17 protein-coding genes are annotated in these 26,654 nt (G+C 69.4%); 10 read left to right on the plus strand and 7 right to left on the minus strand.

All coding sequences use genetic code 11. The features are described 5' to 3' along the window. Positions 1-80: 80 nt before the first annotated feature. The 3 genes from GV790_RS04210 to GV790_RS04220 all read left to right on the plus strand — a co-directional run bounded on the left by GV790_RS04210 (position 81) and on the right by GV790_RS04220 (position 15,603). Positions 81-13,712, plus strand: a complete 13,632-nt coding sequence (locus tag GV790_RS04210; RefSeq protein WP_425343129.1) for a non-ribosomal peptide synthetase — start codon at positions 81-83, stop codon at positions 13,710-13,712. Next, positions 13,709-14,698, plus strand: coding sequence for an ATP-binding cassette domain-containing protein (locus GV790_RS04215; protein WP_163810686.1), 990 nt, complete (start codon positions 13,709-13,711; stop codon positions 14,696-14,698). The genes GV790_RS04210 and GV790_RS04215 overlap by 4 nt, the downstream gene beginning before the upstream one ends. A gap of 104 nt (positions 14,699-14,802) precedes the next feature. Beyond that, positions 14,803-15,603 carry an ABC transporter permease gene (locus GV790_RS04220; RefSeq protein WP_163811095.1) on the plus strand — a complete coding sequence of 267 codons (801 nt, stop codon included), beginning with the start codon at positions 14,803-14,805 and terminating at the stop codon, positions 15,601-15,603. Between the two features lie 103 nt (positions 15,604-15,706). On the opposite strand, the gene GV790_RS04225 is transcribed toward GV790_RS04220, so the two are convergent. Next, positions 15,707-16,042 carry an RNA polymerase-binding protein RbpA gene (locus GV790_RS04225; RefSeq protein WP_014351500.1) on the minus strand — a complete coding sequence of 112 codons (336 nt, stop codon included), beginning with the start codon at positions 16,040-16,042 and terminating at the stop codon, positions 15,707-15,709. A 385-nt stretch (positions 16,043-16,427) separates the two neighbouring features. Between GV790_RS04225 and GV790_RS04230 the strand changes: the two genes are divergently transcribed. Beyond that, the gene (locus tag GV790_RS04230) at positions 16,428-16,751 is read left to right on the plus strand and encodes a hypothetical protein (protein ID WP_048833443.1); all 324 of its coding nucleotides are present in this window, start codon (positions 16,428-16,430) and stop codon (positions 16,749-16,751) included. On the opposite strand, the gene GV790_RS04235 is transcribed toward GV790_RS04230, so the two are convergent. Both GV790_RS04235 and GV790_RS04240 read right to left on the minus strand, forming a co-directional pair. Continuing rightward, on the minus strand, positions 16,702-17,799 hold the full coding sequence (locus tag GV790_RS04235) for a hypothetical protein (protein ID WP_163810688.1): 1,098 nt from the start codon (positions 17,797-17,799) through the stop codon (positions 16,702-16,704). The two genes, GV790_RS04230 and GV790_RS04235, sit on opposite strands and share 50 nt — an antisense overlap. A 181-nt stretch (positions 17,800-17,980) precedes the next feature. Further along, on the minus strand, positions 17,981-18,673 hold the full coding sequence (locus GV790_RS04240; protein ID WP_178127542.1) for a M23 family metallopeptidase: 693 nt from the start codon (positions 18,671-18,673) through the stop codon (positions 17,981-17,983). Positions 18,674-18,856: 183 nt separating this feature from the next. On the opposite strand from GV790_RS04240, the gene GV790_RS04245 reads away from it, so the two are divergent. Beyond that, positions 18,857-19,198, plus strand: coding sequence for an ArsR/SmtB family transcription factor (locus GV790_RS04245; protein ID WP_163810690.1), 342 nt, complete (start codon positions 18,857-18,859; stop codon positions 19,196-19,198). Here GV790_RS04245 and GV790_RS04250 read toward each other — a convergent pair. Further along, positions 19,180-20,163, minus strand: coding sequence for a glycosyltransferase family 9 protein (locus GV790_RS04250; protein WP_163810692.1), 984 nt, complete (start codon positions 20,161-20,163; stop codon positions 19,180-19,182). The genes GV790_RS04245 and GV790_RS04250 overlap by 19 nt on opposite strands. Positions 20,164-20,400: 237 nt before the next feature. Here GV790_RS04250 and GV790_RS04255 point away from each other — a divergent pair, with 237 nt between their 5' ends. From GV790_RS04255 to GV790_RS04270, 4 genes are all read left to right on the plus strand, one after another. Continuing rightward, a complete protein-coding gene (locus GV790_RS04255; RefSeq protein ID WP_163810694.1) occupies positions 20,401-20,994 on the plus strand; it encodes an HdeD family acid-resistance protein in 594 nt (197 codons plus the stop codon). Between the two features lie 61 nt (positions 20,995-21,055). Beyond that, on the plus strand, positions 21,056-21,361 hold the full coding sequence (locus tag GV790_RS04260; protein ID WP_138448780.1) for a hypothetical protein: 306 nt from the start codon (positions 21,056-21,058) through the stop codon (positions 21,359-21,361). Positions 21,362-21,540: 179 nt separating this feature from the next. Continuing rightward, positions 21,541-22,152 carry a class I SAM-dependent methyltransferase gene (locus tag GV790_RS04265; RefSeq protein WP_163810697.1) on the plus strand — a complete coding sequence of 204 codons (612 nt, stop codon included), beginning with the start codon at positions 21,541-21,543 and terminating at the stop codon, positions 22,150-22,152. Between the two features lie 845 nt (positions 22,153-22,997). Continuing rightward, positions 22,998-23,348, plus strand: a complete 351-nt coding sequence (locus GV790_RS04270; protein WP_163810699.1) for a hypothetical protein — start codon at positions 22,998-23,000, stop codon at positions 23,346-23,348. 49 nt (positions 23,349-23,397) lie between these two features. Here the strand turns inward: GV790_RS04270 and GV790_RS04275 are convergent, their stop codons facing one another. From GV790_RS04275 to GV790_RS04285, 3 genes are all read right to left on the minus strand, one after another. Further along, positions 23,398-24,609 (minus strand): Dyp-type peroxidase, encoded by a 1,212-nt coding sequence (locus GV790_RS04275; RefSeq protein WP_163810701.1) that lies wholly within the window; start codon positions 24,607-24,609, stop codon positions 23,398-23,400. Then, positions 24,602-25,168, minus strand: a complete 567-nt coding sequence (locus tag GV790_RS04280; protein ID WP_163810703.1) for a copper chaperone PCu(A)C — start codon at positions 25,166-25,168, stop codon at positions 24,602-24,604. The genes GV790_RS04275 and GV790_RS04280 overlap by 8 nt, the downstream gene beginning before the upstream one ends. A 449-nt stretch (positions 25,169-25,617) precedes the next feature. Then, positions 25,618-26,154, minus strand: a complete 537-nt coding sequence (locus GV790_RS04285) for a hypothetical protein (protein WP_280210853.1) — start codon at positions 26,152-26,154, stop codon at positions 25,618-25,620. Between the two features lie 160 nt (positions 26,155-26,314). Between GV790_RS04285 and GV790_RS04290 the strand changes: the two genes are divergently transcribed. Continuing rightward, the gene (locus GV790_RS04290) at positions 26,315-26,590 is read left to right on the plus strand and encodes a hypothetical protein (RefSeq protein WP_163811100.1); all 276 of its coding nucleotides are present in this window, start codon (positions 26,315-26,317) and stop codon (positions 26,588-26,590) included. Positions 26,591-26,654 lie beyond the last annotated feature (64 nt).

Consider the following 26,654-nt stretch of genomic DNA (forward strand, 5'->3'; position numbering starts at 1 on the left):
ACGTCCTACGGCTAGGCGCGTGCGCGCCGACCGTGTGGTGCTCGGGGAGTTGCGTGAACAGCGGCAGAACGGAGTGATTGATGAGTTCATTGGCCACGGATCGTGTCGACCAATGTTCATCGGGCGAATTCTCAGCACAACCGTTCGCCTTGTCGCCTGCGCAGACAGCGCTGTGGTACGCGCAGCGCATCCGTCCGGACGTGCCGTTGACCATCGCTCAGTACGTGGAGATCCACGGTGACCTCGATGCGGGCAGGCTGCTGTACTCGATCGAGCGCTTCGGCGCCGAGACCCAGGTCGGTCTGCTGCGGCTGGTCGAGATCGATGGCGTACCGCACCAGGTGGTCGATCCGTTCCACCGGCCCGGCTGGGCGCGGGTGGACCTGCGCGGTGAGGCGGACCCGCACGCCGCGGCCATGCAGTGGATGAACGAGCACGCCAGCTCACCCATCGACCTGGACAACGATCCGCTCATCACCAACGCGGTGCTGCGCTACGGCGACAACGACTACATCTGGTACGCCCGCGCGCACCACATCGTCATCGACGGCTACGGCGCCATGAACGCGCTCACCCGGACCGCGGAGATCTACACCGCGATCGAGAACCAGACCGAGCCCGCCGTCTCCCGGGCCACCCCGCTGGCCGAGATCTACGCCGACGAATCCCGCTACCGCGATTCCGCGCGGTTCCGCAGCGACCGCGAGTACTGGATGGAGCAGCTGGAGGGCGTGGGCGGCACGCTCAGCCTGTCCAACGCCAGCAGTGCCGTGCCGATGCCCGATCCGGGCCGCCGCCGGGCCACCGCCGTGCTGGACGAGCGCACCGAAGCCGCCGTCACCGCGGCCACCACCGCCTTCGGCGCCGCCAACTCGACGTTGTTCGCCGCGGCGCTGGCCTGCTACGTCCGCTCGGTCACCGGCACCGACGATGTGGTGCTGAGCCTGCCCGTCTCGGCCCGCACCACCGTCGCGCTGCGCCGATCGGCCGGCGTGGTGTCGAATGTGGTGCCGCTGCGGGTGCGGTTCGCCGAGGAGACCACCGTGCGCGATGTGGTGCGCGCGGTCGAACTCCAGATCACCGGCGCGCTGCGGCACCAGCGGTACCGTCACGACGACATCCGGCGCGACTGCGGATACTCGCGCGACGCGCGCGGGTTCTTCGGCCCGATGGTCAACATCATGTTGTTCCACAACGAGCTGAAGTTCGGCAGTCTGCTCGGCTCGCTGCACGTGCTGGCCACCGGCCCGGTCGAAGACCTGTCGATCAACCTCTACAACGGCGTCGGCGACCGCATCCACATCGATTTCGAGGCCAATCCGCAGCTCTACGGCGAGACCGAACTCGCCATGCACCACGAACGATTCCTGGATTTCCTCGCCCGTTTCCTCACCGCCGGCACAGAAACCAAGGCCCTGTCGCTGACCGCGATCACCGACGCCGAACGTCATCGGGTACTGCAGGCCTGGAATGCCACCGAGGTACCGGTGGCCGCCGACACCCTGGCCGGGCTGTTCGGTACCCGTGCCGCGGCCTGCCCCGACGCGACGGCGGTCGAGTTCGAGGACCGATCCCTGACCTATCGCGAACTCGACGAACAGTCGAGCCGGCTGGCCCGGATGCTCATCGACCGCGGCGCCGGGCCCGATCGCGTGGTCGGTGTGTACCTGCGCCGCAGTCTCGACCTCGTGGTCGGCCTGTATGCCATCGTGAAGGCGGGCGCGGCGTATCTGCCGCTCGACGTCGACTACCCGCGCGAGCGGATGGAGCGGATCGTGCAGCAGGCCGCGCCGGTCGCGGTGCTGACGGCCGCGGCGGACGCGGCCGGCCTCCCGGAGCACGCGCCCGGCCTGATCCTCGACACCGCCGATCTGTCCGGCTACTCGCCCGATCCGATCACCGACGCCGACCGCTGTGCCCCGTTGCGTCCGGATCACCTTGCCTACGTCATTTTCACCTCCGGTTCCACCGGCAATCCCAAGGGCGTCGGCGTCAGCCACCGCGCCATCGTCAACCGGCTGCAATGGATGCAGCACGAGTACCCGCTCGACTCCGGTGACGCGGTGCTGCAGAAGACCCCGGCCACCTTCGACGTCTCGGTCTGGGAGTTCTTCTGGCCGTTGCAGATCGGCGCCCGGCTGGTGGTGGCCCGGCCGGACGGCCATCGCGACCCCAGCTACCTGGCCGAGGTCATCGCGGCCAAAGGCGTCACCACAGCGCATTTCGTGCCGTCGATGCTGTCGGTGTTCGTCACCGATACCGATGTGCGCGGCTGCACCGGGCTGCGCCGGGTGTTCTGCAGTGGCGAGGCCTTGCCGCCGGCCACCGTCCGCGATTTCCACGCGGCCCTGCCCGGGCCGCGGCTGCACAACCTGTACGGCCCGACCGAGGCGGCCGTCGACGTCACCTATTGGCCCTGCCCGGCCGACCCGGAGACGGTCCCGATCGGCTCGCCGGTCTGGAACACCCAGACCTACGTCCTGGATGCGCGATTGCAGCCGGTGCCGCCCGGCGGAGTGGGGGAGTTGTACCTGGCGGGCACTCAGTTGGCCCGCGGTTATCTCGGTCAGCCACGACTCACCGCCGACCGGTTCGTCGCCAATCCCTTCACCCCCGGCACCCGGATGTACCGCACCGGCGATCTCGCGCGCTGGCACCTGCGTGGCCGCGGCTCGGCGGGCGGGCCCGAGCGCGGCGTTCTGGAATACCTGGGGCGCACCGATTTCCAGGTCAAGATTCGCGGGCAGCGCATCGAACTCGGCGAGATCGAGGCCGCTCTGCTCGCCGACGAACGGGTCGCTCGCGCGGTCTGCGTCGCCCACACCGGACGCACCGGTGACGAACTGGTCGCCTATGTGGTCGCCGCGCCCGGTGCGCGCGGTGACGACGCGGCCGAACGGCTCGACACCGCGGCCCTGCTCACCCGCCTGCGCGAAACGCTGCCCTCCTATATGGTGCCGACGGCCTTGATGGAGCTCGACGAGCTGCCGCTGAGCGCCAACGGCAAGATCGATCGGGCCGCGTTGCCCGCGCCCGCGGCGCATGTCCGGCCCACCGGGCGCGCGAGCATCGCACCGCGCACGGAGATCGAGCGGGTCCTGGCGAACATCTTCGCCGAGGTGCTCGAGATCGACGACATCGGCGTGGAGGACGGCTTCTTCGATCTCGGTGGCAATTCGCTGATCGCCGCGCGCGCGGTGGCCCGGATCAACGGCACCCTCGGCGCAGGCGTGACCATCCGCGATCTGTTCGAGGCGGGCACCATCGCCGCGCTCGCCGAGCGTTTCTCCACCCAGCACCTGGACACCTCGTCGCCGGCCTTGCGCCCGACGGGCCGCCCGGCCACCATCCCGCTCTCGCCCGCGCAGCAGCGGCTGTGGATCCTCAACCGATTCGCCGAGCACGCGGCCGCCTACAACATGCCCCTGGCCGTGCGCCTGGACGGCAAGCTCGACATCGCGGCGCTACGGGCGGGCCTGTTCGACGTGCTCGACCGGCACGAAAGCCTGCGCACCACCTTCCCGGAAACCGTCGAAGGCCCGAGCCAGGTGATCCACGCCGCCACCGACATCCCGCTGCATCTGGACCCCATCGACGCCCGCGGCGCCGATATCGACGCACTGGTCGCCGAGTTCGCCGGATACGGCTTCGATCTGCGCAGCCAGGCGCCGATCCGGGTGGCGCTGTACGAGACCGGGCCCGACCGGCACGTGTTGCTGCTGGTGCTGCATCACATCTGCGGTGACGGCTGGTCGGTGGCGCCGCTCGCGCGCGACCTGATGACCGCGGTCGCCGCCCGCGCCGAAGGCACGGCGCCGCAGTGGACCCCGCTGCCGGTGCAGTACGCCGATTTCGCGCTGTGGCAGCGGGAGTTGCTGGGCGAGGAAACCGACCCGTCGAGCGCGCTGAGCCGTCAGCTGAACTACTGGCGCTCGGCGCTGGAGGAGTTGCCCGAGCAGCTGGACCTGCCGCTGGACCGCCCGCGCCCGCTGCGGCGATCCACCGCCGGTGCTCGCTTCGGGTTCACCATCGACCCCGAAACTCGCCGCGCCGCAGGTGAACTCGCCGTCGCGCGGGGCGTGAGCATGTTCATGGTGCTGCATGCCGCGTTCGCCGCCCTGCTGGCGCGCGTCTGTGGCAGCAGCGACATCGTCATCGGCACACCCATCGCGGGCCGCTCCGACCCGGCGCTGGACGAGCTCGTCGGCATGTTCGTCAACACCCTGGTGCTGCGCACCGAGGTGGATCCCGCCGCCGGGTTCGATCGGATGCTCGACGTCGCCCGCGAAACCGATCTCAATGCCTTCGCCAATGCCGACGTGCCGTTCGAGCGGCTGGTCGACGTCGTCAATCCCGAGCGGATGAGTGGCAGACACCCGCTGTTCCAGGTGATGCTGTCCTACGACCGTGCGCCCGAATTGCGCATCGAACTGCCCGGTGTACACACCGAAGTGCTTCCGCTGGCGGCCGACGTGGCCAAGTTCGATCTCCAGCTCGAAGTGCACGACGACACCACCGACGGTCCGTTGCATGCCGAATTCGGCTATGCCACCGATGTTTTCGACGACTCCACGATTCAGGCGCTGGCGCGGCGGTTCACCGCGATCCTCGCCGCCGCGGTGGTGCGCCCCGATGCGCCGGTCGGCGACATCGATATCCTGGACCGGCGCGAGAAGGCCGACCTGGTGCCGATCGCGGGCGGGCCCGCCGAACCCACCGTCACGCTGGCGCGGTTGTTCGCCCAGACCGCCGAACGCCTGCCGGACGCGGTGGCCGTCCGCTTCCGCGGCAACGACACCACCTACCGCGAGCTCGACGAACGCTCCAACCAGTTGGCCAGGGTGCTGATCTCACACGGCGCGGGCCCCGAGGTGGTCGTCGCCGTCGCATTGCCGCGCAGCCTGCATTCGATTCTGGCGATCTGGGCCGTCGCGAAAACGGGCGCGGCCTACGTCCCGATCGATCCGGGCTATCCGCGTGAGCGGATCGCGCACATGATCGGTGATTCCGGGGCCCTGCTCGGGCTGACGGATCCGAGTTCGCTGTCGGCGTTGCCCAGCTGGCCCGCCGATCCCGGTAAACACAGCCTGACCACCGGCACCTGGTTGATGCTCGGCTCCGGCGAGCTCGACATGGCGTGCGCAGCGCAATCGGCCGCGCCCGTCACCGACGCCGAGCGGCTCGGCGCACTGCGCGCGGGCCAGCCCGCCTATCTGATCTACACCTCGGGATCCACCGGCACACCGAAGGCCGTCATCGTCACCCACGCCGGCCTGGCCTCCTTCGCCAACGAGCAGCGGTATCTGTTCGGCGTCACCGATTCCGCACGGACCCTGCACTTCTCGTCGCCGAGCTTCGACGCCTCGGTGCTCGAGCTGCTGCTGGGATTCGCGGCCGGAGCCACGGTCGTGGTCGCACCCGCCGATCTCTACGGCGGCAGTGAACTCGCCGACTTCCTGCGCACCGAACGCGTCACCCACGCGTTCATCACGCCCGCCGCGCTTGCCACCGTGCCCAGCGAGCGGCTCGACGACCTGCGCTCGGTGATGGTCGGTGGCGAGGCCTGCACGGACGCGCTGGTGGCCACCTGGGCGGCGCGCTACCGCATGCACAACATGTACGGCCCGTCCGAGGCGACGGTCGCGGCCACCGTCTCGGACCCGATGCGGACCGGCGAACCGATCCCACTCGGCCACCCGGTGCGCGGTATGCGACTGTTCATCCTGGACAACCGCCTGCGCCCGGTGCCTCCCGGCACGCCCGGCGAGCTGTATGTGTCCGGACCGGGCATCGCGCGCGGCTACCACGGTAGGCACGCGCTGACCGCCGCCCGGTTCCCGGCGAATCCGCACGGCCGCCGCGGCGAGCGGATGTACCGGACCGGCGACCTCGTGGTGGCCGATCCCGCGGGCAATCTGCGCTTCCTCGGCCGCGCCGACGATCAGATCAAGATCCGCGGCTTCCGCATCGAGCTCAGCGAGATCGACCACGTGCTGCGCGCACATCCCGGCGTCGATTTCGCCGTGACAGTGGTGCACACCGATGCCAACGGACACCAGCGGCTGGCCTCGTATGTGAGCGGTGTGGAAGCGATCGACCCGGCAGCGGTGCTCGACACCGCACGCGGACGACTGCCCGGGTACATGGTGCCCGCCGCGGTCACCGTGCTGGACGAGGTTCCGGTAACGCCGTCGGGCAAACTGGATCGAAAGGCCTTGCCCGAACCGGTATTCGCGGCCACCGCCGCCTCCCGCGCGCCTGCCACCGAACTCGAGCTGCGGGTCGCCGCGCTGTTCGGCGAGGTGCTCGGCCGGCCCATCACCGGCGCCGAGGACAGCTTCTTCGACGTCGGCGGCAACTCGTTGCTGGCCACCCGGCTGGCCGCCTCGGTGTATCAGCACTTCGGCGTCGAATTGCCGGTGCGCACCATCTTCGAGGCGCCCACCGTGGCGGGCCTGGCCGCTCAGCTGGCCGAGGCTCCGCGTACTCAGCGCATCCCGCTGGTCGCGCACAGCCCGCGCCCGCACCGGATCCCGTTGTCGCTGCCGCAGCAGCGGCTGTGGTTCCTCAACCGTTTCGCCCCCGAATCCAGTGCCTACAACATCGCGTTCGCGCTGCGGATCGACGGCGATCTCGATATCGCAGCCCTGGGCGAGGCGCTGGCCGACATCGTCGACCGGCACGAAGTGCTGCGCACCCGATACCCCGACGACGAGCAGGGTCCGCACCAGGTCATCGTCCCGGTCGCCGATGCGGTACCCGCGGTCGTCCCGGTACCGGCCACCGAGGCCGAGGTGCCCGGGCTCCTCGAACAGCTGGCCCGGCGTGGATTCGATCTGAGCACCGACACCCCGTTACGGATCACCGTGCTGCGGGTGGACGAACGCCACCACGTGCTCGGCGTCGTCGTCCACCACATCGCCGCCGACGGCTGGTCGCTGGCTCCGCTCACCCGCGACCTCGCCACCGCCTACCTCGCACGTCGCGGTGGTGCCGCACCGAATTGGCAGCCACTGCCGGTGCAGTACGCCGACTTCGGGCTCTGGCAGCGTGAATATCTGGGCGAGGCCACCGACGCCGACAGCCCGGCCGCCCGGCAAGTGGAGTTCTGGCGCACCCAGCTGGCAGATCTGCCCGACGAACTGCCGCTGCCCTACGACCGCCCACGGCCCGCCGAACCGACCCAGATCGCTGGCTCGGTCCAGCGCACCCTGCCCGAGCCGGTGCGCAGCGCACTCGCCGAGCTGGCGCGCGACCAGGGCGTGAGCATGTTCATGGTGCTGCGCACGGCGCTGGCGGTGCTGCTGCGGGCGGTCACCGGCGGCCGCGACATCCCGATCGGCACCCCGGTGGCCGGGCGCACCCAGACCGAACTCGACGATCTGGTCGGCATGTTCGTCAACACGCTCGTGCTGCGCTCCGACGTCGACCCGGATCTCGCCTTCACCGCGCTGCTGCGCGCCGATCGCGACGCCGAACTCGCCGCCATCGCCAACGCCGACATCCCCTTCGAGCGCGTGGTCGAAGAACTGGGCCGGGATCCGCGCGCGACCGGCAGGCATCCGCTGTTCCAGGTCGCGTTGACGGTCCAGGACACCCCGCATCCACACCTGGAACTGCCCGGGCTGGCCTTGCAGGCGCACGCCCTCGATATCGCGTTGGCGAAATTCGACCTGGAACTGCGTGTCACCGATCCGGCCGAGGCCGGGGACGACGGCGCGCTCGAATTCGTCTACGCCGCCGAACTCTTCGACGAGGCCACGGTGCAGACACTGGCGGACCGATTCCTGACCGTGCTCGCCACGATCACCAGCGACCCAGGTATCCGCGTCGACCACATCGACGCACGCACCGAGGACGAACGCCGGCGCTTCGCCCCCGCTTATGGCGCACCCGCGCGACCGAAGCTCACGCTGGCGGAGGTTTTCGCACAGGCCGTGGCCGCGCATCCGGACCGCACCGCGGTCCGCTCGGGTGCGCTCGAGTTGACCTATGCGGAGCTGGAGCGGCGGTCGAATCGAGTGGCGCGCCGATTGATCCGGCACGGCATCGGCTCCGGCGACCGGGTCGCCCTCGGGCTGACCCGCTCGGTCGAGTCCGTGGTCACCGTGCTCGCCATCGCGAAGACCGGAGCCGCGTTCGTGCCGGTCGATCCGAACTACCCGGCCGACCGAGTCCGGCACATGCTGAGCGACTCCGGGTGCGCCGTCGGCGTCACGGTCTCCGCGCACCGGGAGCGGTTGCGTGCCGCCGACGACCGCGGCATCGCCTGGATCGTGCTCGACGACACCGCCGATGCGGAATTCGAGCCCGCGGCCGACGCCGCCATCGCCGGTGAGCGGCTGCGCCCGACCCGCATCGATGACCTGGCCTACCTGATCTACACCTCCGGTTCCACCGGGAAGCCCAAGGGCGTGGCCGTCACCCACGCCGGCCTGTCGAACCTGGCCGACGAGCTGGCGCAACACGCCGGGGTGCAGCCGGATTCGCGCACGCTGCACTTCTCCTCACCGAGCTTCGATGCCGCGGTGCTCGACCTGCTGCTGTCGATCGGTTCCGGTGCCACGATGGTCATCGCGGCACCGGATATCTACGGCGGTGACGAACTGGCCGAACTGCTCACCACCGAACGGGTCACCCACACCTTCATCACGCCCGCGGCGCTGGCCACGATCGACCACGATCGCTGGCCGCTGCCGGATCTGCGGAGCCTGATGGTGGGTGGCGAGGCCGTCGGGCCGGAGCTGGTGGCCCGCTGGGCGGTCGACCGCACCATGATCAACGGCTACGGACCGACCGAGACCACTGTGCTGGCCACCATCTCCGCGCCGTTCCAACCGGGCCGCCCGATTCCGATCGGCACTGTCGTGCGCGGTGCGCGGGCCGTGGTGCTCGACGAGCGTCTGCGTCCGGTGCCCATCGGGGTGCCCGGCGAGCTGTATCTGGGCGGACCGGGCCTGGCGCGCGGCTATTTCGACCGTTTCGCACTGACGGCGTCGCGGTTCGTGGCCGATCCGTACGGGCCGGCCGGATCGCGCGTCTACCGAACCGGCGATGTGGTGCGCTGGACCGCTGACGGCGAGCTGATCTACCTCGGACGCAGCGACCACCAGGTGAAGGTGCGTGGGTTCCGGATCGAGCTCGGCGAGATCACCGCAGCGCTGGCCGGGCATCCCGGCGTCGGTTTCGCGCACACCCAGGTCCGTGAGATCGCCGGTGCCGACCGCATCGTCTCCTACGTGCAGCCCGCCGGGGATCTCGATCTCGACGCGCTGCGCGCCCATGCCGCGGCGCAGCTGCCCGCGCATATGGTTCCGGCGGCGATCACCGTGCTGGAACGGATCCCGCTCACGCCGGTCGGAAAGCTGGACACCGCGGCACTTCCGGAGCCGACGCTGTCGCCCGCCCGCACTACCCGGCCGCTGTCCACCGACGCCGAGCGGCTGGTCGCCGACGTGATGTCCGACCTGGTCGGTGCCGATATCACCGGCGCCGACGACAATTTCTTCGACATCGGCGGAACCTCGCTGCTGGCCACCCAACTGGTCGCCCGGCTGGCAGCGGCAACGGGCACGCGACTGCAAGTGCGTGCCGTTTTCGCCGGCCCCACCGTCGCCGAACTGGCGGCGCGACTGGACGCGGGATCGCCCGACGAGGGCACCCCGCCACTGGTCGCCGGCGCCCGTCCGCAGCGGATCCCGTTGTCGGCGGCCCAGCGCCGGCTGTGGTTCCTCAACCGCTTCGACAGCGCGGCGGGCGCACCGAGCTCGGGGGCCTACAACGTGCCCGTGGTGTTGCGCCTGCGCGGACGGCTCGACCGCGCGGCACTCATCGCCGCGCTGCACGCGGTGCAGCGCAGGCACGAGACGCTGCGCACGGTCTTCCCGGTGATCGAGGGCGAACCGGCGCAAGTCGTGCTGGATCCGGCCGACGCGGCGATCCGGGTACGGACCGAGACCGTGCGGGCCGACGCGGTGGAACCGATCGTGCGCGAATTCGCCGCGGAGGGCTTCGACCTCGGCACCACGGTGCCGCTGCGGGCCGCCATCCTGACCGTCGCCCGCCCGAGTGTGGTCACCAGCGAACGCGACGAGCATGTGCTGGTGCTGGTCGTGCATCACATCGCGATGGACGGCTGGTCGCTGGAACCGCTGGCCGCCGACGTGGCCGCGGCCTATTGCGCCGCCAGGGAAGGCCGCGTGGACACCGTGCCCGCGCTCGAGATCCAGTACGCCGACTACACGCTGTGGCAGGAGCGGGTACTCGGCGCCGAGGACGACGCCGATTCCCTCATCAGTCGCCAACTGGACTACTGGCGCAACACCCTCGACCAGCTGCCCGAGCTGCTCGCGGTGCCCGCCGACCGGCCGCGTCCACCGACACCGTCCTATCGCGGCGGCACGGTGCGCTGCGCGGTCGACGCCGCCACCCACCGGGAACTGAGCGCTGTCGCCGCCGGGCACAACGTCAGCATGTTCATGGTGTTGCACGCCGCGTTGGCAGTACTGCTGCACCGGATGACGGCCGTGGACGACATCGCGGTCGGCACGCCGATCGCGGGACGCGGACATCCGGCGCTCGACCGCATGGTCGGCATGTTCGTCAACACCTTGGTGCTGCGCACCCGGGTGGACGGCGACGCCGCGTTCACCGACCTGCTCGCGGCGGTGCGCGATAGTGACCTCGACGCCTTCGCACACGCGGACCTGCCCTTCGAGCGCCTGGTGGAGGTGCTGAATCCGGCTCGGTCGCAGTCGCATCACCCGCTGTTCCAGGTGATGCTGTCGGTCCGCAACGAGCCGGTCCGGGTGTTGGAACTGCCCGGCCTGCGCATCGACGCCGAAGACGCCGACACCGGGATCGCCAAGTTCGATCTGCAGTTCACCCTCACCGAGAACCGCACCGCCGCAGGGGGCCCCGGCGGCATCTCGCTCGCGATCGACTTCGCGCGCGACCTGTTCGACGAGGAGACCGCGGAGAGGTTCGGCAAGCGCTTCGTCCGCCTGCTGACCTCGATCGCAGCCAGCCCCACCACCCCGGTCGGCGACCTGGACCTGCTCGATCCCGCCGAATGGCCGGAACTCGCGCCGGTACGCGGCGCCCAGCCGGATCGTCCGGTCACCCTGCCCGAGGTGTTCGCCGCGGCGGCGGCGTACGACCCGCACGCCATCGCCGTACGGTCGGACGGAACCGAGGTCACCTATTCGGCCCTCGACCGATGGAGCAACCGCCTCGCCCGCGTGCTCATCGACCGCGGAGTCGGACCGGAAACGCTGGTGGCGCTGGGTATTCCACGGTCGGTGGAATCGGTGGCGACGGTGCTCGCGGTCGCGAAGGCCGGCGCGGCGTTCGTACCCGTCGACCCGAACTATCCGGCCGGGCGCATCGCGCACATGCTGTCGGATTCGGGTGCCGCCCTCGGCATCACCCTCGCCGAGTACCGCGACAGCCTGCCCTCGACGGCCGAGTGGCTGGTGCTCGATGCCCCCGATATCCGCTCCGTGGTGTTGGCGGCCTCAGGTGACCCCATCACCGACGCTCACCGGATCACCCCACTCCGATTGGAGAACCCGGCCTACGTCATCTACACCTCCGGTTCCACCGGAACACCCAAGGGCGTCACCGTCACCCACGGCGGTCTGTCCAACTTCGCCGCCGAGACCGCGCAGCGTTTCGATGTCCGCCCCGGATGCCGGGTGCTGCACTTCGCGACGCCGAGCTTCGACGCCGCCATGCTGGATCTGCTGTTCGCCCTCGGCGGCGCCGCCACCCTGGTGATCACTCCACCGGGCGTGGTCGGCGGTGAGGAACTGCGCCGGGTGTTCATCGATGAAGCCATCACGCATGCCTTCATCACCACCTCGGCGCTCGGCACCGTCGATGCGGCCGGTGTCACCGAGCTGGCGCACGTACTCGTGGGCGGCGAAGCGCTACCGCCGGAACTGGTGACCAGGTGGTCGCGTGGCCGCAACCTGTACAACGTCTACGGCCCGACCGAGACGACCATCGTCACGATCATGTCCCAGCCGATGGCGCCGGACCGGCCCATCACCATCGGCGGGCCGATCCGCGGCGTGGACGCACTCATCCTCGATCCGCGGTTGCATCCGGCGGCCATCGGCGTCACCGGGGAACTGCACCTGGCCGGAGCCGCCCTGGCCCGCGGATACCTCAACCGCCCCGGCCTGACGGCGACCAGGTTCGTCGCCAACCCGTACGGCAAGCCGGGCGAGCGGATGTACCGCACCGGTGACCTGGTGCGTCTGTGGCCAGGCGCGGACGCGGGGTCCGGCGACATCGAATACGTCGGCCGGACCGACCATCAGGTCAAGATCCGCGGGTTCCGTATCGAACTCGGCGAGATCGACACCGCACTGGGCAGGCACCCCGCGGTCGAGGTAGCCCTCACCATCGGCCACCGCACCGCCGCGGGCGCCACCGCGCTGGTGTCGTATGTGAAGCCGCTGGCCGGCGCGGTGGTGACCGCCGCCGAGCTGACCGCCCACCTGGCGGATCTGGTGCCCAATTACATGGTGCCGCAGTCGATCATGATGATCGACCGGGTGCCGCTGAGCCCCGTCGGCAAACTCGACCGGCAAGCGCTGCCGGAACCGGTGTTCACCGGCGGTCAGGGCTACCGGGCACCGGCGACGCCCACCGAGGCGGCGGTGTGCGCGGCGTTCGCCGAGGCGCTCGGCATCGACCGTGTCGGCGCCGACGACAGCTTCTTCGAACTCGGCGGCAACTCGCTGCTCGCGACGAAGGTGGTGGCACGCCTGCGCGCCGAGGGCATCGAGATGCCGGTGCAGATGATGTTCGGTGAGGCGACCCCGTCCGCGCTCGCGGCACGGCTCGACGACAGCGGCGTCGCCGATGCGATGGCCGAGGCCCTGGCGCCGATCCTGCCGCTGCGGCCCGACACCGGCGCCAGCCGCGAGCCGCTGTTCTGCGTGCACCCGGCCATCGGTCTGGCGTGGTGCTACTCCGGGTTGCTCGCGCACCTGCCTGCGGATCGCCCCGTCTACGGCCTGCAGGCGCCGCACGTCACCGGAGGCGCGGGCTACGGCACGCTCGCCGAAGCGGCCGATCATTACGTCGAGCACATCCGGTCGGTGCAGCCGCACGGGCCCTACCACCTGCTCGGCTGGTCCCTGGGCGGGCTCATCGCGCACGAGATCGCGGTGCGGCTGCAGGAGGCGGGGGAGCAGGTGGCGCTGCTGGCGATGATGGACAGCTACCGGCTCTCCGAGAGCCTGCTCGATCAGGCCATGCCGAGCGTCGCCGACATCATCGGTGAATTCGGCAGCGAGCTGATCGCCGACGCCGGAGCGCTCGACGACCAGATGAGCCTGTCCGAGGCCGCCGCGCTGCTGCGATCCCAGCCGGGACCGTTCGCGGCGCTGACGGTCGAACACCTGGAACGGCTCTACGCCGGCTATGCCGACGGCACGGTGCTGGCCAACAGTTTCCGGCCCCGGGTGTTCGGCGGCGACCTGCTGTTCTTCACCGCGGCCGACGACGAGATCAACCGCGCGGACCGGGATCGATGCGCCGCCGCCTGGCGTCCGTTCGTCACCGGCGCCGTGCACGACCATCAGCTGCGCTGCACCCACGCGGCGATGACCACACCCGAAGCACTCGCGGTGATCGGACCGGTGCTGCGCTTCCACCTCGACGGCGCGGACCGGCAAGCGAAGGAGACACACAGGTGAGCCTGGCGGTGGAAGTCCTCGGCCTGGTCAAGAACTACGGCCGTGTGCGAGTGCTCGACGGGATCGACATCCAGATCCCGGCGGGCACCGTGATGGGATTGCTCGGGCCCAACGGTGCGGGCAAGACGACCACGGTGCGCATCGTCACCACGTTGCTACGGCCGTGCGCCGGGACGGTCCACGTCGCCGGCGTGGACGTGCTGCGCGATCCGGCCGCCGCCCGCCGCCGGATCGGGCTGTCGGGCCAGTACGCCGCCGTCGACGCGAACCTGTCCGGCTACGAGAACCTGCGCATGGTGGCCCGGCTCTACGGGATGTCGCATCGGCAGGCCGCGGCGCGCGCGGGCGAGCTGCTCACCGCGTTCGGGCTCGACCATGCCGCCGATCGCCGGGCGGGCACCTACTCCGGCGGCATGGCACGCCGGCTCGATCTGGCCGGTGCGCTGGTGGCGCGGCCGCCGGTGGTGGTCCTGGACGAACCGACCACCGGTCTCGATCCACGCGGCCGGCTCGACATGTGGCGGGTGATCGGCGATCTCGTCGACGACGGCACCACCGTGCTGCTGACCACCCAGTATCTCGAAGAGGCCGACCAACTCGCCGACCGGATCATCGTCATCGACCGGGGCAAGGTGATCGCCCGCGGTTCGGCCGACGAACTGAAGACCTCCATCGGCGGTGACCGGCTGACGGTCACCTTGGCCACCGGCCAGGAAGCCAAGCCGGCGCTCTCGGTGCTGGCCCAGGTGGGCATCGGCGAGCCGGTGCACGACATCGGCAGCCACGATGTGTCGATCGTGGTGGGCGAGGGGTCGCGCACCATGGTCGAGGCCCTGCGGCGGCTCGACGACGCCGGTGTGTGTGTCGTCGACGCGAACGTGCACCGCCCCACCCTCGATGACGTATTCCTTTCCCTCACCGGCACCGCGGCACCCACGCCAGCGGCGGCGGAATCCGATGACGTACAAGAGGAGATCATGTCGTGAGCTCAGCGCCGGCAGCGGTACGTGACGAAGCCCCAGCGGCCGAGGATTCCGCGGCGGACACCGACGCTCGCAGAGCGGCGAAACCGCGTGCGGCGGCAGTGGATATGTCGCCGCGCGGACGGGTTTTCCGCGACAGCGCCATCGTCGCCTACCGAAACCTGCTGACCATCCTGCGCGTTCCGACGCTGTTGGTGACCGCGACGATCCAGCCGCTGATGTTCGTGTTCCTGTTCGCCTACATCTTCGGGGCCTCGCTCGGCGGCAGCCAGTACCGGGAGTTCCTGCTGGCCGGGATCTTCGCCCAGACGGTGGCCTTCAACGCGGCGTTCACCACCGTCGGGTTGGCGGGCGATCTGCACAAGGGGATCATCGACCGGATGCGGACGCTGCCGATGTCGCGGATGGCGGTGCTGCTCGGGCGCACGCTGTCGGACCTGGTCGTCAACATTCTCAGCCTGATCGTCATGGTGGGCTGCGGTTACATCGTCGGCTGGCGGATCAACGGCCCGATCACCGACGCCGCGCTCGCCTTCGGTGTGATCTTGCTGTTCGCGTTCGCGATGTCCTGGGTCGGCGCCCTCACCGGTTTGCTGTCTCCGACAGTGGAGGTCGCGCAGAGCGTCGGCTTGATCTGGATGTTCCCCCTGTCGTTCATCTCCTCGGCGTTCATTTCCGCGCAGACGCTGCCGGGGCCGTTGCGCACGATCGCCGAATGGAATCCGATCACCGCGGTGGCGGCGGCGGGGCGCAAGTTGTTCGACAACAGTTCGCCACCGTCGTTCGCGACGCCGACCGGCTGGCCCGCCGAACATTGTGTCGAGTACGCGGTGATCTGTTCGGTGGCCATCCTCGTGGTGGTGGTGCCCTTGGCGCTGTTGCGGTATCGGCGCGTCGCCAGCCACTGACTCGAGGCGCCGTGGCTTCGGGCCCGTGGCGCCACAGGACAGACGAAAGGCCGCTCATCCCGGACGAATCCGGTGTGAGCGGCCTTTTCGGCGCGGGGCTGCCTCAGCCGCGCCTGCGGGTCTTGAGCAGTTCGAGGCGCTCCTTGAGCAGTTCCTCCAGCTCTTCCTTACTGCGCCGTTCCAGCAGCATGTCCCAGTGGGTGCGCGGCGGCTTGACCTTCTTGGCCTCCTGCGTGGTGCCCTCGAGCAGGACGCCTTCCTGGCCGTTGCGGCACAACCACGTCGGCGGGATCTCGGCGTCGTCGGCGAACGGGACGTCGAACTCTTCACCATTGTCGGTCCGATACCGGGCCATCCGGCGGGGCGCCAAATCGTGGTCGCGGTCGGTCTCGTAGCTCACCGCTCCGAGCCGACTGCCCCGGAGTACGCGATCTGCCATCTGTTCGGTCCTCTCTGTGTTTGATGTGCCGCTCCTGCGTCGCGGCGTGTTCGCGGCCCCACGGTGGCCCGTATCTCCGCGGCGGCGGAAACCCGAGCCGGGCTGCGAACGGGTTCGCAGGACTCGCTCCTCCATGGATAACCGGTGGCGCGGTCGCGAACCTCCTCGGCGTCCGGCTCTCGCGCACGGATGCGCGGAACCGGTTGTGGGCTGCTCGCTCCCGGCGTGGCCGGCCGGGCGCGAACACCATGTGCTCTGTGAACGTGTGGTGGGCTACTTTCGTTCCCTGCGGGGGAGAACCTGGCTATTCTACGCTGTTCGCCGCCGTCACCGGAGCGGCGTGCCCTGTGCGGACGGTCGCCGGGTGCGGTTAGGGTGTCGGGTCATGTCGCGCCGGTCACTGTCCTGCCTGTGGTGCGGGCGGGAAATCGTGGAATCCGAGGTCGGGCGTCGCCGCCGGTATTGCCGTCAGTCGTGCCGTCAGCGGGCCTACGAACATCGCAACAGCTTGAAGGGGACGGGGATTCCCGAGGATTCGGTGGTGCTCAGCGCACAGGAGGCGGCCGATCTGGCCGACCGCTGGTTCGCGGCACGGTGTGCGGCCGAGGATGTGGCGACCGCGATCGGCGAGGGTGCCGACGCGGCCGAACTGGCCGCGCTCAGTGAGACTCTGCTCCAGCTCGCCCGTGACGCCGAACGTCTGCGCTGACTGCCGCGGAGTCGGATCTGCGCGTAATCGCTTCGCCGGCGCGAGCGCGGCCGCGGCGGTACACCAGCACGCCGAGGCAGGCCACCACGACGACCAGTGCGGCAAAGGCGCCGACGGTGAGCGCGTCCGGACGTAGCAGCGGCTGCGCGCGCATGGCCTGCCAGAACGTCAACCCGAACAGTCCCGCGTAGCCCACGGCGAGTACGCCGACCAGGTCGGTCCGCGTGCGTTCACCGCGCAACCAGGGCAGGCGCGTTGCCAGCGCTGCCGAAATGATCACCGCCGCCAGCAGCACCTGGATCCCGTGGAGTCCGAGGAAATGCGGAATTCGCAGGTCGCCGCCGATGGTGCTCCAGTGTGTGATCGGCATGCCCGCCCCGTCCCGAGCGAGTTCGGTGCGCAGATCCGGCTCGACGACGGTGTGCCCGGCCACCAACTCCACGATCCGGCCTTCGGCGTCGACCACACGCTGCTTGCCGGTGAAGCCCATCAGATACGCCTGCGCCATACCCGCGACCGCCAGGACGAGACCGGCCCGGATCGCGCGGGTGGTCGGCCGGTCGACCAGCCGCTGCGCGCACAAGATCAGGGCCAGCACCAGATTCGCCACGAACAGGCCGGGAACGCCGGAGGCGAAGATCTGCTGCCCGATGACGTTCACCGGGTCGGGATCGGAATTGTTGAAATGGCTGAACGTTCCGCGCGCGGCTTGCACGGCGATGAAACCGACGTCGAGCACACCCGTCACCGCGAAGGCCGTCCCGAGCCACCAGGTGGCACGGCGGCCCCGGTGCGGCAGCGCCAGCAACCAGATCAGGGTGAGACCGTAGAGCGCGAAGGCGACGCCGAACTTCAACGGCTTCAGCCAGACCGACTCGCCGAGCAGCTGACGGTCGTCGACGACCAGGCCGCAGGCCGAGACGATCGTCAGGGCGGTCATCGCGCCCACCATCACCAGCAGTGGCCGGTGCAGGGCTGCGCGTTCGGGAAAGCCGGAGCGGAATCGGTCCGAAGCCGGTGCCGGGGAAGCGATCTCGGGTGTGACCATGCCGCGACACTAGGGACCCGCACCGCGCGGCCACATCACGCCGGCGCGCCATTGCCGCCCCCTACCGGAGTACCGGATCGCGGTGGGCGGCCCATCCGCAGCCCTAGGACGGCGAAGGCCCGCAGGCGCTCTCGCCTACGGGCCGTCCCCGTGAATTCTCGGCGACGGGTCGCCGCCGGTGTCAGGAGTGGTCGCCGTGGACGCTGATCCCGCGCGCGGCCAGCCAGGGCTGCGGGTCGATCGGCCCGACGCCTGGCACATGGACCTCGTAGTGCAGGTGCGGACCGGTGGAGTAGCCGCGGCTGCCGACGGTGGCGATCACGTCACCGGCGCGCACCGGCTGACCGACGGTCACCAGGATGTCCTGCATATGGCCGTACACGCCGACGGTGCCGTCGTCCTGCTGGACGCGCACCCACAGGCCGAAACCGCTGGCCGGGCCGGCCTCGATCACGACACCGTCGGTGACGGCCGCGATCGGCGCGCCCAGCGGGTCGGCGAAATCGATGCCTGCGTGCATCGCACCCCAGCGCATGCCGAAGGTGGAGCTCATGGGACCGGCCACCGGCCGGATGGTCTTGGGCCGGGCGAACTCGATCGCCAGGAGGTTCTGTTCCCAGGCCACCGCCTCCGGCACGGTCTGGGCCCGCTGGGCTTCGGGCGGGGTGAACGCGGTGAAGGTCGCGTCGGCGGTGTCGGCCACCAGCTGCGGGGAGTGCAGGGCCGCGGTCGAGTTCTCTTCGGTGCATCCGGCGAGCACGCCGAGCGAGGCGCCGATCGCCGTCGAGGCGGCCACCACGCGGGTGGCGACGCTGCGACGACCGGTGCGGGGCGCGCCGGGACGGCGAGAAAGTAACGGAACGGTCACGGGCATAGCTCGAAGCTACGGGACCGTCGGTCCCGCCTCGCAATCCTGTGGCTACCATCACCAGCGCCTATAACCCCAGTTCGTTGATTACGAACTGATAACGACACGGTTGATATTCCGCGTCGAGCTGGGCAAATGCGGTAATTGGGCGATTTGACGGCGAAACCGCTAGTTGATCACACTGTGTTAGTGGCGACTAATGGAGTCCGGGCGATCGAAGCGCTCGCCGACCCGACTCGGCGGGCGATCTTCGAAGCATTACCGCATGCGCAACTCTCGGTGGGCGAGCTGGCCGAGGCCGTTGGCGTCAGTAGTTCGGCGGTGTCGCAACACCTGCGGGTCCTACGGGAGGCGCGCCTGGTGATGATGCGCCCGGACGGCAACCGCAGGCGGTACTTCCTGGATCCGCGCGGGCTGGCCGACGCCCGCGACTACGTGGAGCGATTCTGGCCGAGCGCCATCGCCGCCTACTCCGCGGCGGTGCACACCGCGAGCGTCGAAGTGCCGACTCCTCAGCCGACGCGGCGGTAAGCGCGAGGGCGTTCGCCGGTGCTGCCCGCCCAGGAGTGCTTTCCGAGCTGAGCGTCGATCGCGCCGAGCACCTCGCTCACCCCGATCCGCAGCAAGCCCGCGTCGGTGCTGTCGGCGTCCGGGTCGCCGACCTGCCCCGCCCAGAGCACATCGTGGCGGGCGAGCAGATGCGGCGGTGGTCCGCCACGGCGCGGGGGAGTCGGGCCGAACAGCTGCACGGTGCGGGTGCCGAACGCGGTGGCCAGATGGGCGACGCCGGTATCACCGCACAACACCAGCGCGGCTTCGGCGACCGTCGCGGCCAATTCGATGAGATTTTGTTCGCCGGCCAGCACCCGGTGCGGTGGCAGCCCGGCCCGCGCGGCGATGCCGAGTGCGGTCTCGCGCTCGAACTCGTCGCCGGTGATGACCACCTCCCGGCCGAGCACCGACTGATGCCGGATGACGGCGGCGAACCGGTCCGGCGGCCAGCGCCGTGCCGGTGCGCCGGCGCCGATGTGCACGACGACGGCGTCGCGGTGGCTGGTGGTGGCCACCGGCGGGACGAGGCCGAGGTTGCGCCGGTCGGCGTCGATGCCGTCGAATTCGAGCAGATGGCACCAGCGGTCGACCAGGTGCATATCGGGATCCCACTGCGGGCCCGGCAGCTCGGGGAAGGCCGGATTGTGGTAGGTGAGGATGCGCCGCGCGTCGGTCTTGATCAGTTCGACGATCGACTCGGTGTCCGGGCCGTGCAGGTTGACCGCCAGATCGGGGGCGGGTCCGTCCCAGCGCAGGCTGCCGCCCTCGGTGGTGGGGACCATGGCGTCGACGGAGGTGATCAGATCGACGATGGGCCGTAGCCGATGCGGGGCCGCCAGGACGATGCGGTCGTCCGGCCTGGCCCGGCGCAGCGCGCGCAGCGCCGGGACCGCGGTGAGCAGTTCACCGAGACCGCGTGCCTGAAGCACGAGAACAACCGACACCCTCTTCTCCTAGCCACCCGAGACTCGTCAAACCCGACCCACTCGACTCACCTGACGGCGTTCACGACGAGAGCCATTGACCCACAATTACCCGGCGTGTACAGCGGCAAACGTGATCATCACGGCGTTCTCGGTCACAGTCGGCCGCCGGTGTGCACGACCGGCGGTGGCGGCGCGCGGGCGCGGGTAGTGAGCAAATGCCCAGAGAACCAGGGATTTCGGGCATAACATCACTTCATGACGACGAATATCATCCCGCAGGGCCCGGTGCAGACCCTCGCGCGTGCCGCCTGGCAATCGATCTTGGTCACCGGATTGCTCTCGGTGGTCCTCGGCGTCCTGATTCTGGTGTGGCCCGGTAAGACGCTGCTGGTAGCCGGCATCATCTTCGGGATCTACCTGGTGGTCAGCGGCCTGTTGCAGCTGGTCGCGGCGTTCGCGGCGCCGGCGAGTGCGGGTATGCGGGTGCTGTATTTCATCGCGGGCGTGCTGTCGATCATCATCGGCGTCTTCTGTTTCCGCGATGAGCTGGCCTCGCTTCTTCTGCTGGGTCTGTGGATCGGGATCGGCTGGTTGTTCCGCGGAGTCGCGATGACGATGGCCGCGGTCGCCGAACCGGGCCTGCCCGGTCGTGGCTGGCAGGGGTTCTTCGGTGTGATCACCGCGATCGCCGGTGTCGTGCTGATCGTCTGGCCCGTCGAATCGGTCGCCACCTTGGCCTGGGTCGCCGGTATCTGGCTGGTCGTGCTCGGCATCATGGAGATGATCACCGCCTTCGGGGTGCGCAAGGACGCGAAGGATCTGGGTGTTCCGGCGCAGCCGGTCGCATGACACAATCGCGGGGTCAATGGTCGACGTCGGGGGTCGACATCGAAAGGAACTGGAGGCACGAATGTTTCGTACTGCTGGGATCGTCGGTGCGCTGGCCACCGCGGGTGCCATCACCCTGCTGGCCCCTGGCGCCGCGCACGCCGCAGGCGGCACCCTGACCCTGAACGGTGCGCCGCACGCGAACCCGGTGGGCTGCTTCAACACCGGCGACAGCTTCTACACGACGCTGCAGACCACCGTCGGCAACGGCACCGATCAGGCGATCACCCTGTACGCGGGCCCCGACTGCGCGGGCCAGGCCCTCGGCGTGATCGACCCCAACACCATCGGTTACGTCCCCAGCGGCGGCAGCGTCTCGGTGCCGTAGTACCCGGACCACCGAATTCCCCGTGGACCCCGCGATCTCTCGCGGGGTCCACGCGCTTTTGCGGGTAGGACGGCATACACCCGCACCCCGGTGGACGCTGGACGCGGGTGGTCGTGTCCGCGCGCTGTGGTGCGGGCTACGGTGGCAAGACCAGCCGACGTATCGAGTAGGGAGCCATCGTGGGTGAGCGTGTTCCGAGCCAGTGGGAGGAGATCACGGCCAACGACCCGGCGCACTCCACCTGGTACGTGGAGCGGTTCCGCGGCCTGGCCGCCCAGGGGCAGGACATCGTGGGGGAGGCCAGGCTGATCGACGCGATGCTCGGCAGGGGCTCGCGCGTGCTCGACGCCGGATGCGGGCCCGGCCGCATCGGCGGCTATCTGCACGAGGCCGGTCACGCGGTCGTCGGCGTCGACGTGGACCCGGTGCTGATCGAGGCGGCCGAACACGACCACCCCGGCCCCACCTGGTTGGTCGGCGACCTGGCCGAACTGGATCTGCCGTCCCGCGGCATACCCGACGGCTTCGACGTCATCGTGTGCGCGGGCAATGTGATGACCTTCCTCGCGCCGAGTACCCGCCGAGCGGTGCTGTCGGGCTTCGCCCGCCATCTCGCCCCGGATGGCCGGGCCGTCATCGGATTCGGCGCCGAACGAGGCTACCCGTTCGAGGAGTTCTTCGCCGACGCCGCGGCCGCGGGCCTGGCATCGGACCTGCGGTTGTCGACCTGGGATCTGCGCCCGTTCCGCGACGACTCCGACTTCCTGGTCGCGGTGTTCACCCGCGCCTGAGGGGTCGTCGGGCTCTCGTGAAATAGCTGCCGGCGGTTAGCAATTCGAGTTCGATGCGGGCAGCGTCATTCTGCACCGGAAGATTTCGTATTCGTGCGAAACCGCCGCTATTCCAATAAATTTGAGGATCGCGCCGTCGTGGTCCGATCGCCTCAGAGGCCGAATTGGTTCCAGGCGGCGGTATTTCGGTGGTCTCATGGCGGAGATAAAGATTCATTCGCATCAGCTTGGAGCCGGTGGAGATTGCCTTTTCGTGGGATGAGAAATTGTCACCGTTCTTGTCCGTGTCAGCGTCAGGATTTGCCCGGATGGGGCTGAATGGAGGCGCAAATATCGCTCTGACCTGCGATTATTACTTGAGCGAGGTCGGTTGACGGAGACGTCAGGAAGGAATTTTGGCGACGCTCGAAAATTCATGAAGATCGACATCGGTGTTATTCATTGCATATTCGCAGGTCAGCGCATCGCGGCAGGTGCGTTCAACTCGAGTTCACTTCGATGTGGATAACGTTAAGATAAATAGCGCATCACGTTTGAATAACGGCACTACCAATGGTGTGCGGCGGTGCAAGAGCATCGCGATTCGCACACGGATAGGAGTGGAAATGGGTTCAGTGGACCTGGGCAGCCTCGGAGACCTTCTGAGTGCATTCGGTGACATCTTCAGCGGTTTCGGCGGGCTCTCCAGCTTCTCGGCCGAGTAATACGCAGACTGCTGTGCCTATTCCCGCTTGGCCCAGGTCGGCGCGCTTTCGGGTGGTCTGTCGGCAGGCGCGGGCCGACGCTCCGGCGAATATACGACTTGGCGTAGTAGAGGCGCGTCGCATCGGCTAGCGTTGGGCGCTATGGACGTTGTCTACAACATCGTGGTTGTCACCCATCTGCTCGGAATGGCCGCGGTCGTCGGCGGTTACGCCGCGAGCCGGCCGGTGGTCTCGGAGCTGATGGTGTGGGGTGCGCGGCTCCAGTTGATCACCGGCGTGATCCTGGTCGGGCTGGCGGAGTCGATCGACTCACTCGACAAGGACCTGAACATGGTCAAGATCGGCATCAAACTCGCCGTCTCGGTGCTGGTCGCGGCGTTCGCCGAAATGAGCCGCGCCGACGCCAAGCGCGGCAAGGCCGTTCCGTGGATGACCCACGCGGCCGGTGGGCTCGCCATCCTCAACGTGCTGATCGCCGCGCTCTGGACCTGAGTTCGTCGCGGCCGGTTCCCGGCGCCGTACCGCGCCGGGAACCGTGTGCTCACCGCTCGAACAGGGTCTGCCCGAGATACCCGCCGGGCGCGCGGACACCCGGTGGGATGACGAACACCGCCGAACCCACCGGAATCGTCCACACATTGAGCGCATCGAACTCGGCCAGCCGCTGCTGCACCGGCAGGAACTGCGCCGTCACATCACGCTGGAAGGCCGCGAACAGCAGGCCCGAATTCGAGGTCTCGCCCGGACGCGGCGGATCGTCGTAGTTGTAACCACGACGCAGGAACCGCTCGCCGTCATGGGTGTGATGGGCGCGGGCGATATGCGACGACGGTGGGATCACCGGGATGCCGTCGCGGTCGACCGCCGCGAAATCCGGTTCGTCGAACTCGCTCGCCCCGGTCAGCGGCGCACCGTTGGACAACCGGCGCCCGACCGTCAATTCCCTGCCCTCGGGGTCGATTTCGTCCCAGGTGTCCAGGGTCATCGCGATCCGGCGCAACACCAGCGACGTACCGCCCGCCAGCCATGGCTGCGCGGCACCGTCGTCCCACACCAGCCGATCGAAATCCGGTGTGCCGGCGACCAGATTGACCGTTCCGTCGACCTGACCCATCAGGTTGCGCGGTGTGGTACCCGGTGCGGCGTCGCGGAATCCGCGCTGCACCCAGCGCACCGATACCAGCGACTTCACACTCTTGCAGAGCACCCGGACCGCATGCGCGACCGTCGTCGATTCCTCGGCGCAGATCTGCAGCAGCAGATCGCCATCGCCGTAGGCGGGATCGAGCCGGTCGATCGTGAACGGCGGCAGGGGTTTCAGCCACTGCGGACGCCGATCGGCCAGTCCGGCCACGTCGAACACGCGCGGCCCGAAACCGACCGTGACGGTGAGCCGGGACGGGCGCCCCGCCAGTTCCGGTTCGGTATCGCCGAGCGCCGGGCGGCCGGCGGTGAGGCGCGCCGCGTCCTCGGTCCAGATCTTCAGCACGCCGACGATGTCGGCACGGTCGGTGCCCGGCCGCAGATCCAGCGCCACGAACGCCGCGTGTGCGGGCGGTGCGGTCGCGATACCTGCCTGATGTTCGCCGTAGAACGGTTCGACCGCCGCCGACGCGGGCGAGGTCTCCTCGCGGTGGGTGGTGAACGCGGCCGCACCGAGACCGAGACCGGCGACGCCCGCGGCGGCCGCACCGCCACCGAGCAGCCGTCGCCGGTTCAGCCGAACGGAACGGGCGCGGGCCGGCTCAACCACCGTGCCCCGGCGCCGCGGCGCCGTCGCCGTGTTCGCCGCCGGGCTCGTAATTCTCCTGGTTGCCCGGGAAGTCGCGAACCTGCGCGGTGAACGTGGTGGTCGAGCCGTCGTCGAAGGTGAGCGTGACCGGCGCCTCCGATCCGGTGCGCAGCGGACCGCGCAGACCCATGAACATGATGTGGTTGCCGCCGGGCTCGAGCGCGAGCTCGCCGCCTGCCGGGATGCGGAAGCCGCCCGGCTTCGGGCGCATGACCTTGACGCCGTCGTCGCCGGTCACCACCTCGTGTAGTTCGACGGTGGCCGAGGCCGGGCTGGTCGCCGCAACGACGGTGACGTCGGTGTCGGCGTTGTTGCGCAGCTGTCCGAACGCGGCCGACATGCCGCTGTCGGCGGCCTTGGCCCATTGCTCGGTGATGGTGACGGCCGAGGCGGCATCGGACGGTGCGCCGGAATCGCCGGACTCGCTGGTGCAGCCGAGCGCGACCAGCGGGGCGGCGGCCACCAGGGCGGCGGCGGCTGCGCGGCGCAGGCGTGAGCGCGCGGGAACGAGGTGGAACATGGGATCTCCCTGTACGGGTCGGTGTTCGAGTGGTCGATGTGCGGGTGTGGTTCCCCCGCCGAGTCGTGCGAGACCGGCCGTGCCCAGCGCCGACACAGCGGTACGGTGCCCGTGCTATCGGGCACGGTCCGCGCTTCCGGGCACGCGATGACAACGCGCATCCACGCGCATCGGTCCGGCACGCGTCGTGAAACGGCCGGGCAGGCAAGGATTCCGCGAGACGGGTCGACGCCACGGGTGCGCGACTACGCCGGTGCCGTCAGTGGTCCAGCGATCTGCGCCGGACCGGTGTCGGACGTCGGTGATCGGCGCGGGCTCGGTCGTGGGCCGGCGAGTGGCCGGCCGACGTCGTCGAACGGTGCCGCGTCGTCGCGCAGGTCACGGTGACGAGCACCGGCACCGCTGATCCGCGCACGAGCGTGCCGCGTATCGCGATCGGCGGAGGGGAACTACCGAGCCGAAACAGGTGGCCCGCGCGTACCGCGGCCGGAGATGAGCAGCGGGCGCGGCGGGATCAGCGGATCACGGCCCGCGACAAGAGAACTCGGCGCCCATGGCGGTGGACCGGCGAGCGCGGCGCACAGCGCCGACACCGCACGGCGCACACTCGATATCGACCGCCCCACAGCGAGTTCGGCGCCACGGATCAGCACCGCACCGGCCGGGATCGCGACCAGGTGGGTGGCAAGCATGATCGCGGCCGAGTGTGATCCGTGCTGGTGCCCGGGTCCGGCGGTCAAAGCGAGATGGCCGATGGCCTGCCCGGCGGTCAACAGCAGCATCACCTGCGTGCGGCCGGGCCGCAGCGGCAGCGCCCGGGCGAGTGTGCCGATCAACGCGCACGCGCCGAGCAGCAGGGTGATCGACGACGATCCAGGGGCGACGACGCCGCCACCGAGCGCGTGGGCGGCGATACTCACCGCGCCGCACGCGGAGCCGACGAACGCGCCCCGCAGCGAGGCGACTGCCGACCCGGACGAACGCACCCACCCATACTACGGACAGTCGTAGCCCGGGTGGTGCCCGGTTCGGGTCACGATGAGGCCTTGACGCCGCAACCCCGCACGCTGGATACTTCGGTCGCGATAGCTGTCAGGTATCAATTGCTTCACTATCAGACGAGAATTCGTTGACGGAGTGGGCATGATGGTCCTTCACGCAGTTCCCGAGTTCCTCGCGCAAGTGGCAGATCCCACGCCGCAGGCGCCACCGATCTCCGGCCAGATCGACAAGCTCGTGCGCTACTTCACCTGGTTCGTGCTGCTGTCGGGCGTTCTCGGCATCACCGTGGCCGGCGGTCGCTTCGCCTGGGAGAAGTGGAACAACGGCTCATTGGCCTCGCCCAAGATGGTGGTCGGCGGGATGCTCGGCGGCGTCATCGCCACCAGCGCGGGCACCCTGATGAACTCCCTGATCGGCTGAACCGCGCGCATCGGGCGCGGCGCTCACCGAATCTCCACAATTGGCCCCGGATCTCTCCACAGCC

The sequence above is a fragment of the Nocardia cyriacigeorgica genome (assembly GCF_010858045.1).
Classification (GTDB): domain Bacteria; phylum Actinomycetota; class Actinomycetes; order Mycobacteriales; family Mycobacteriaceae; genus Nocardia; species Nocardia cyriacigeorgica_E.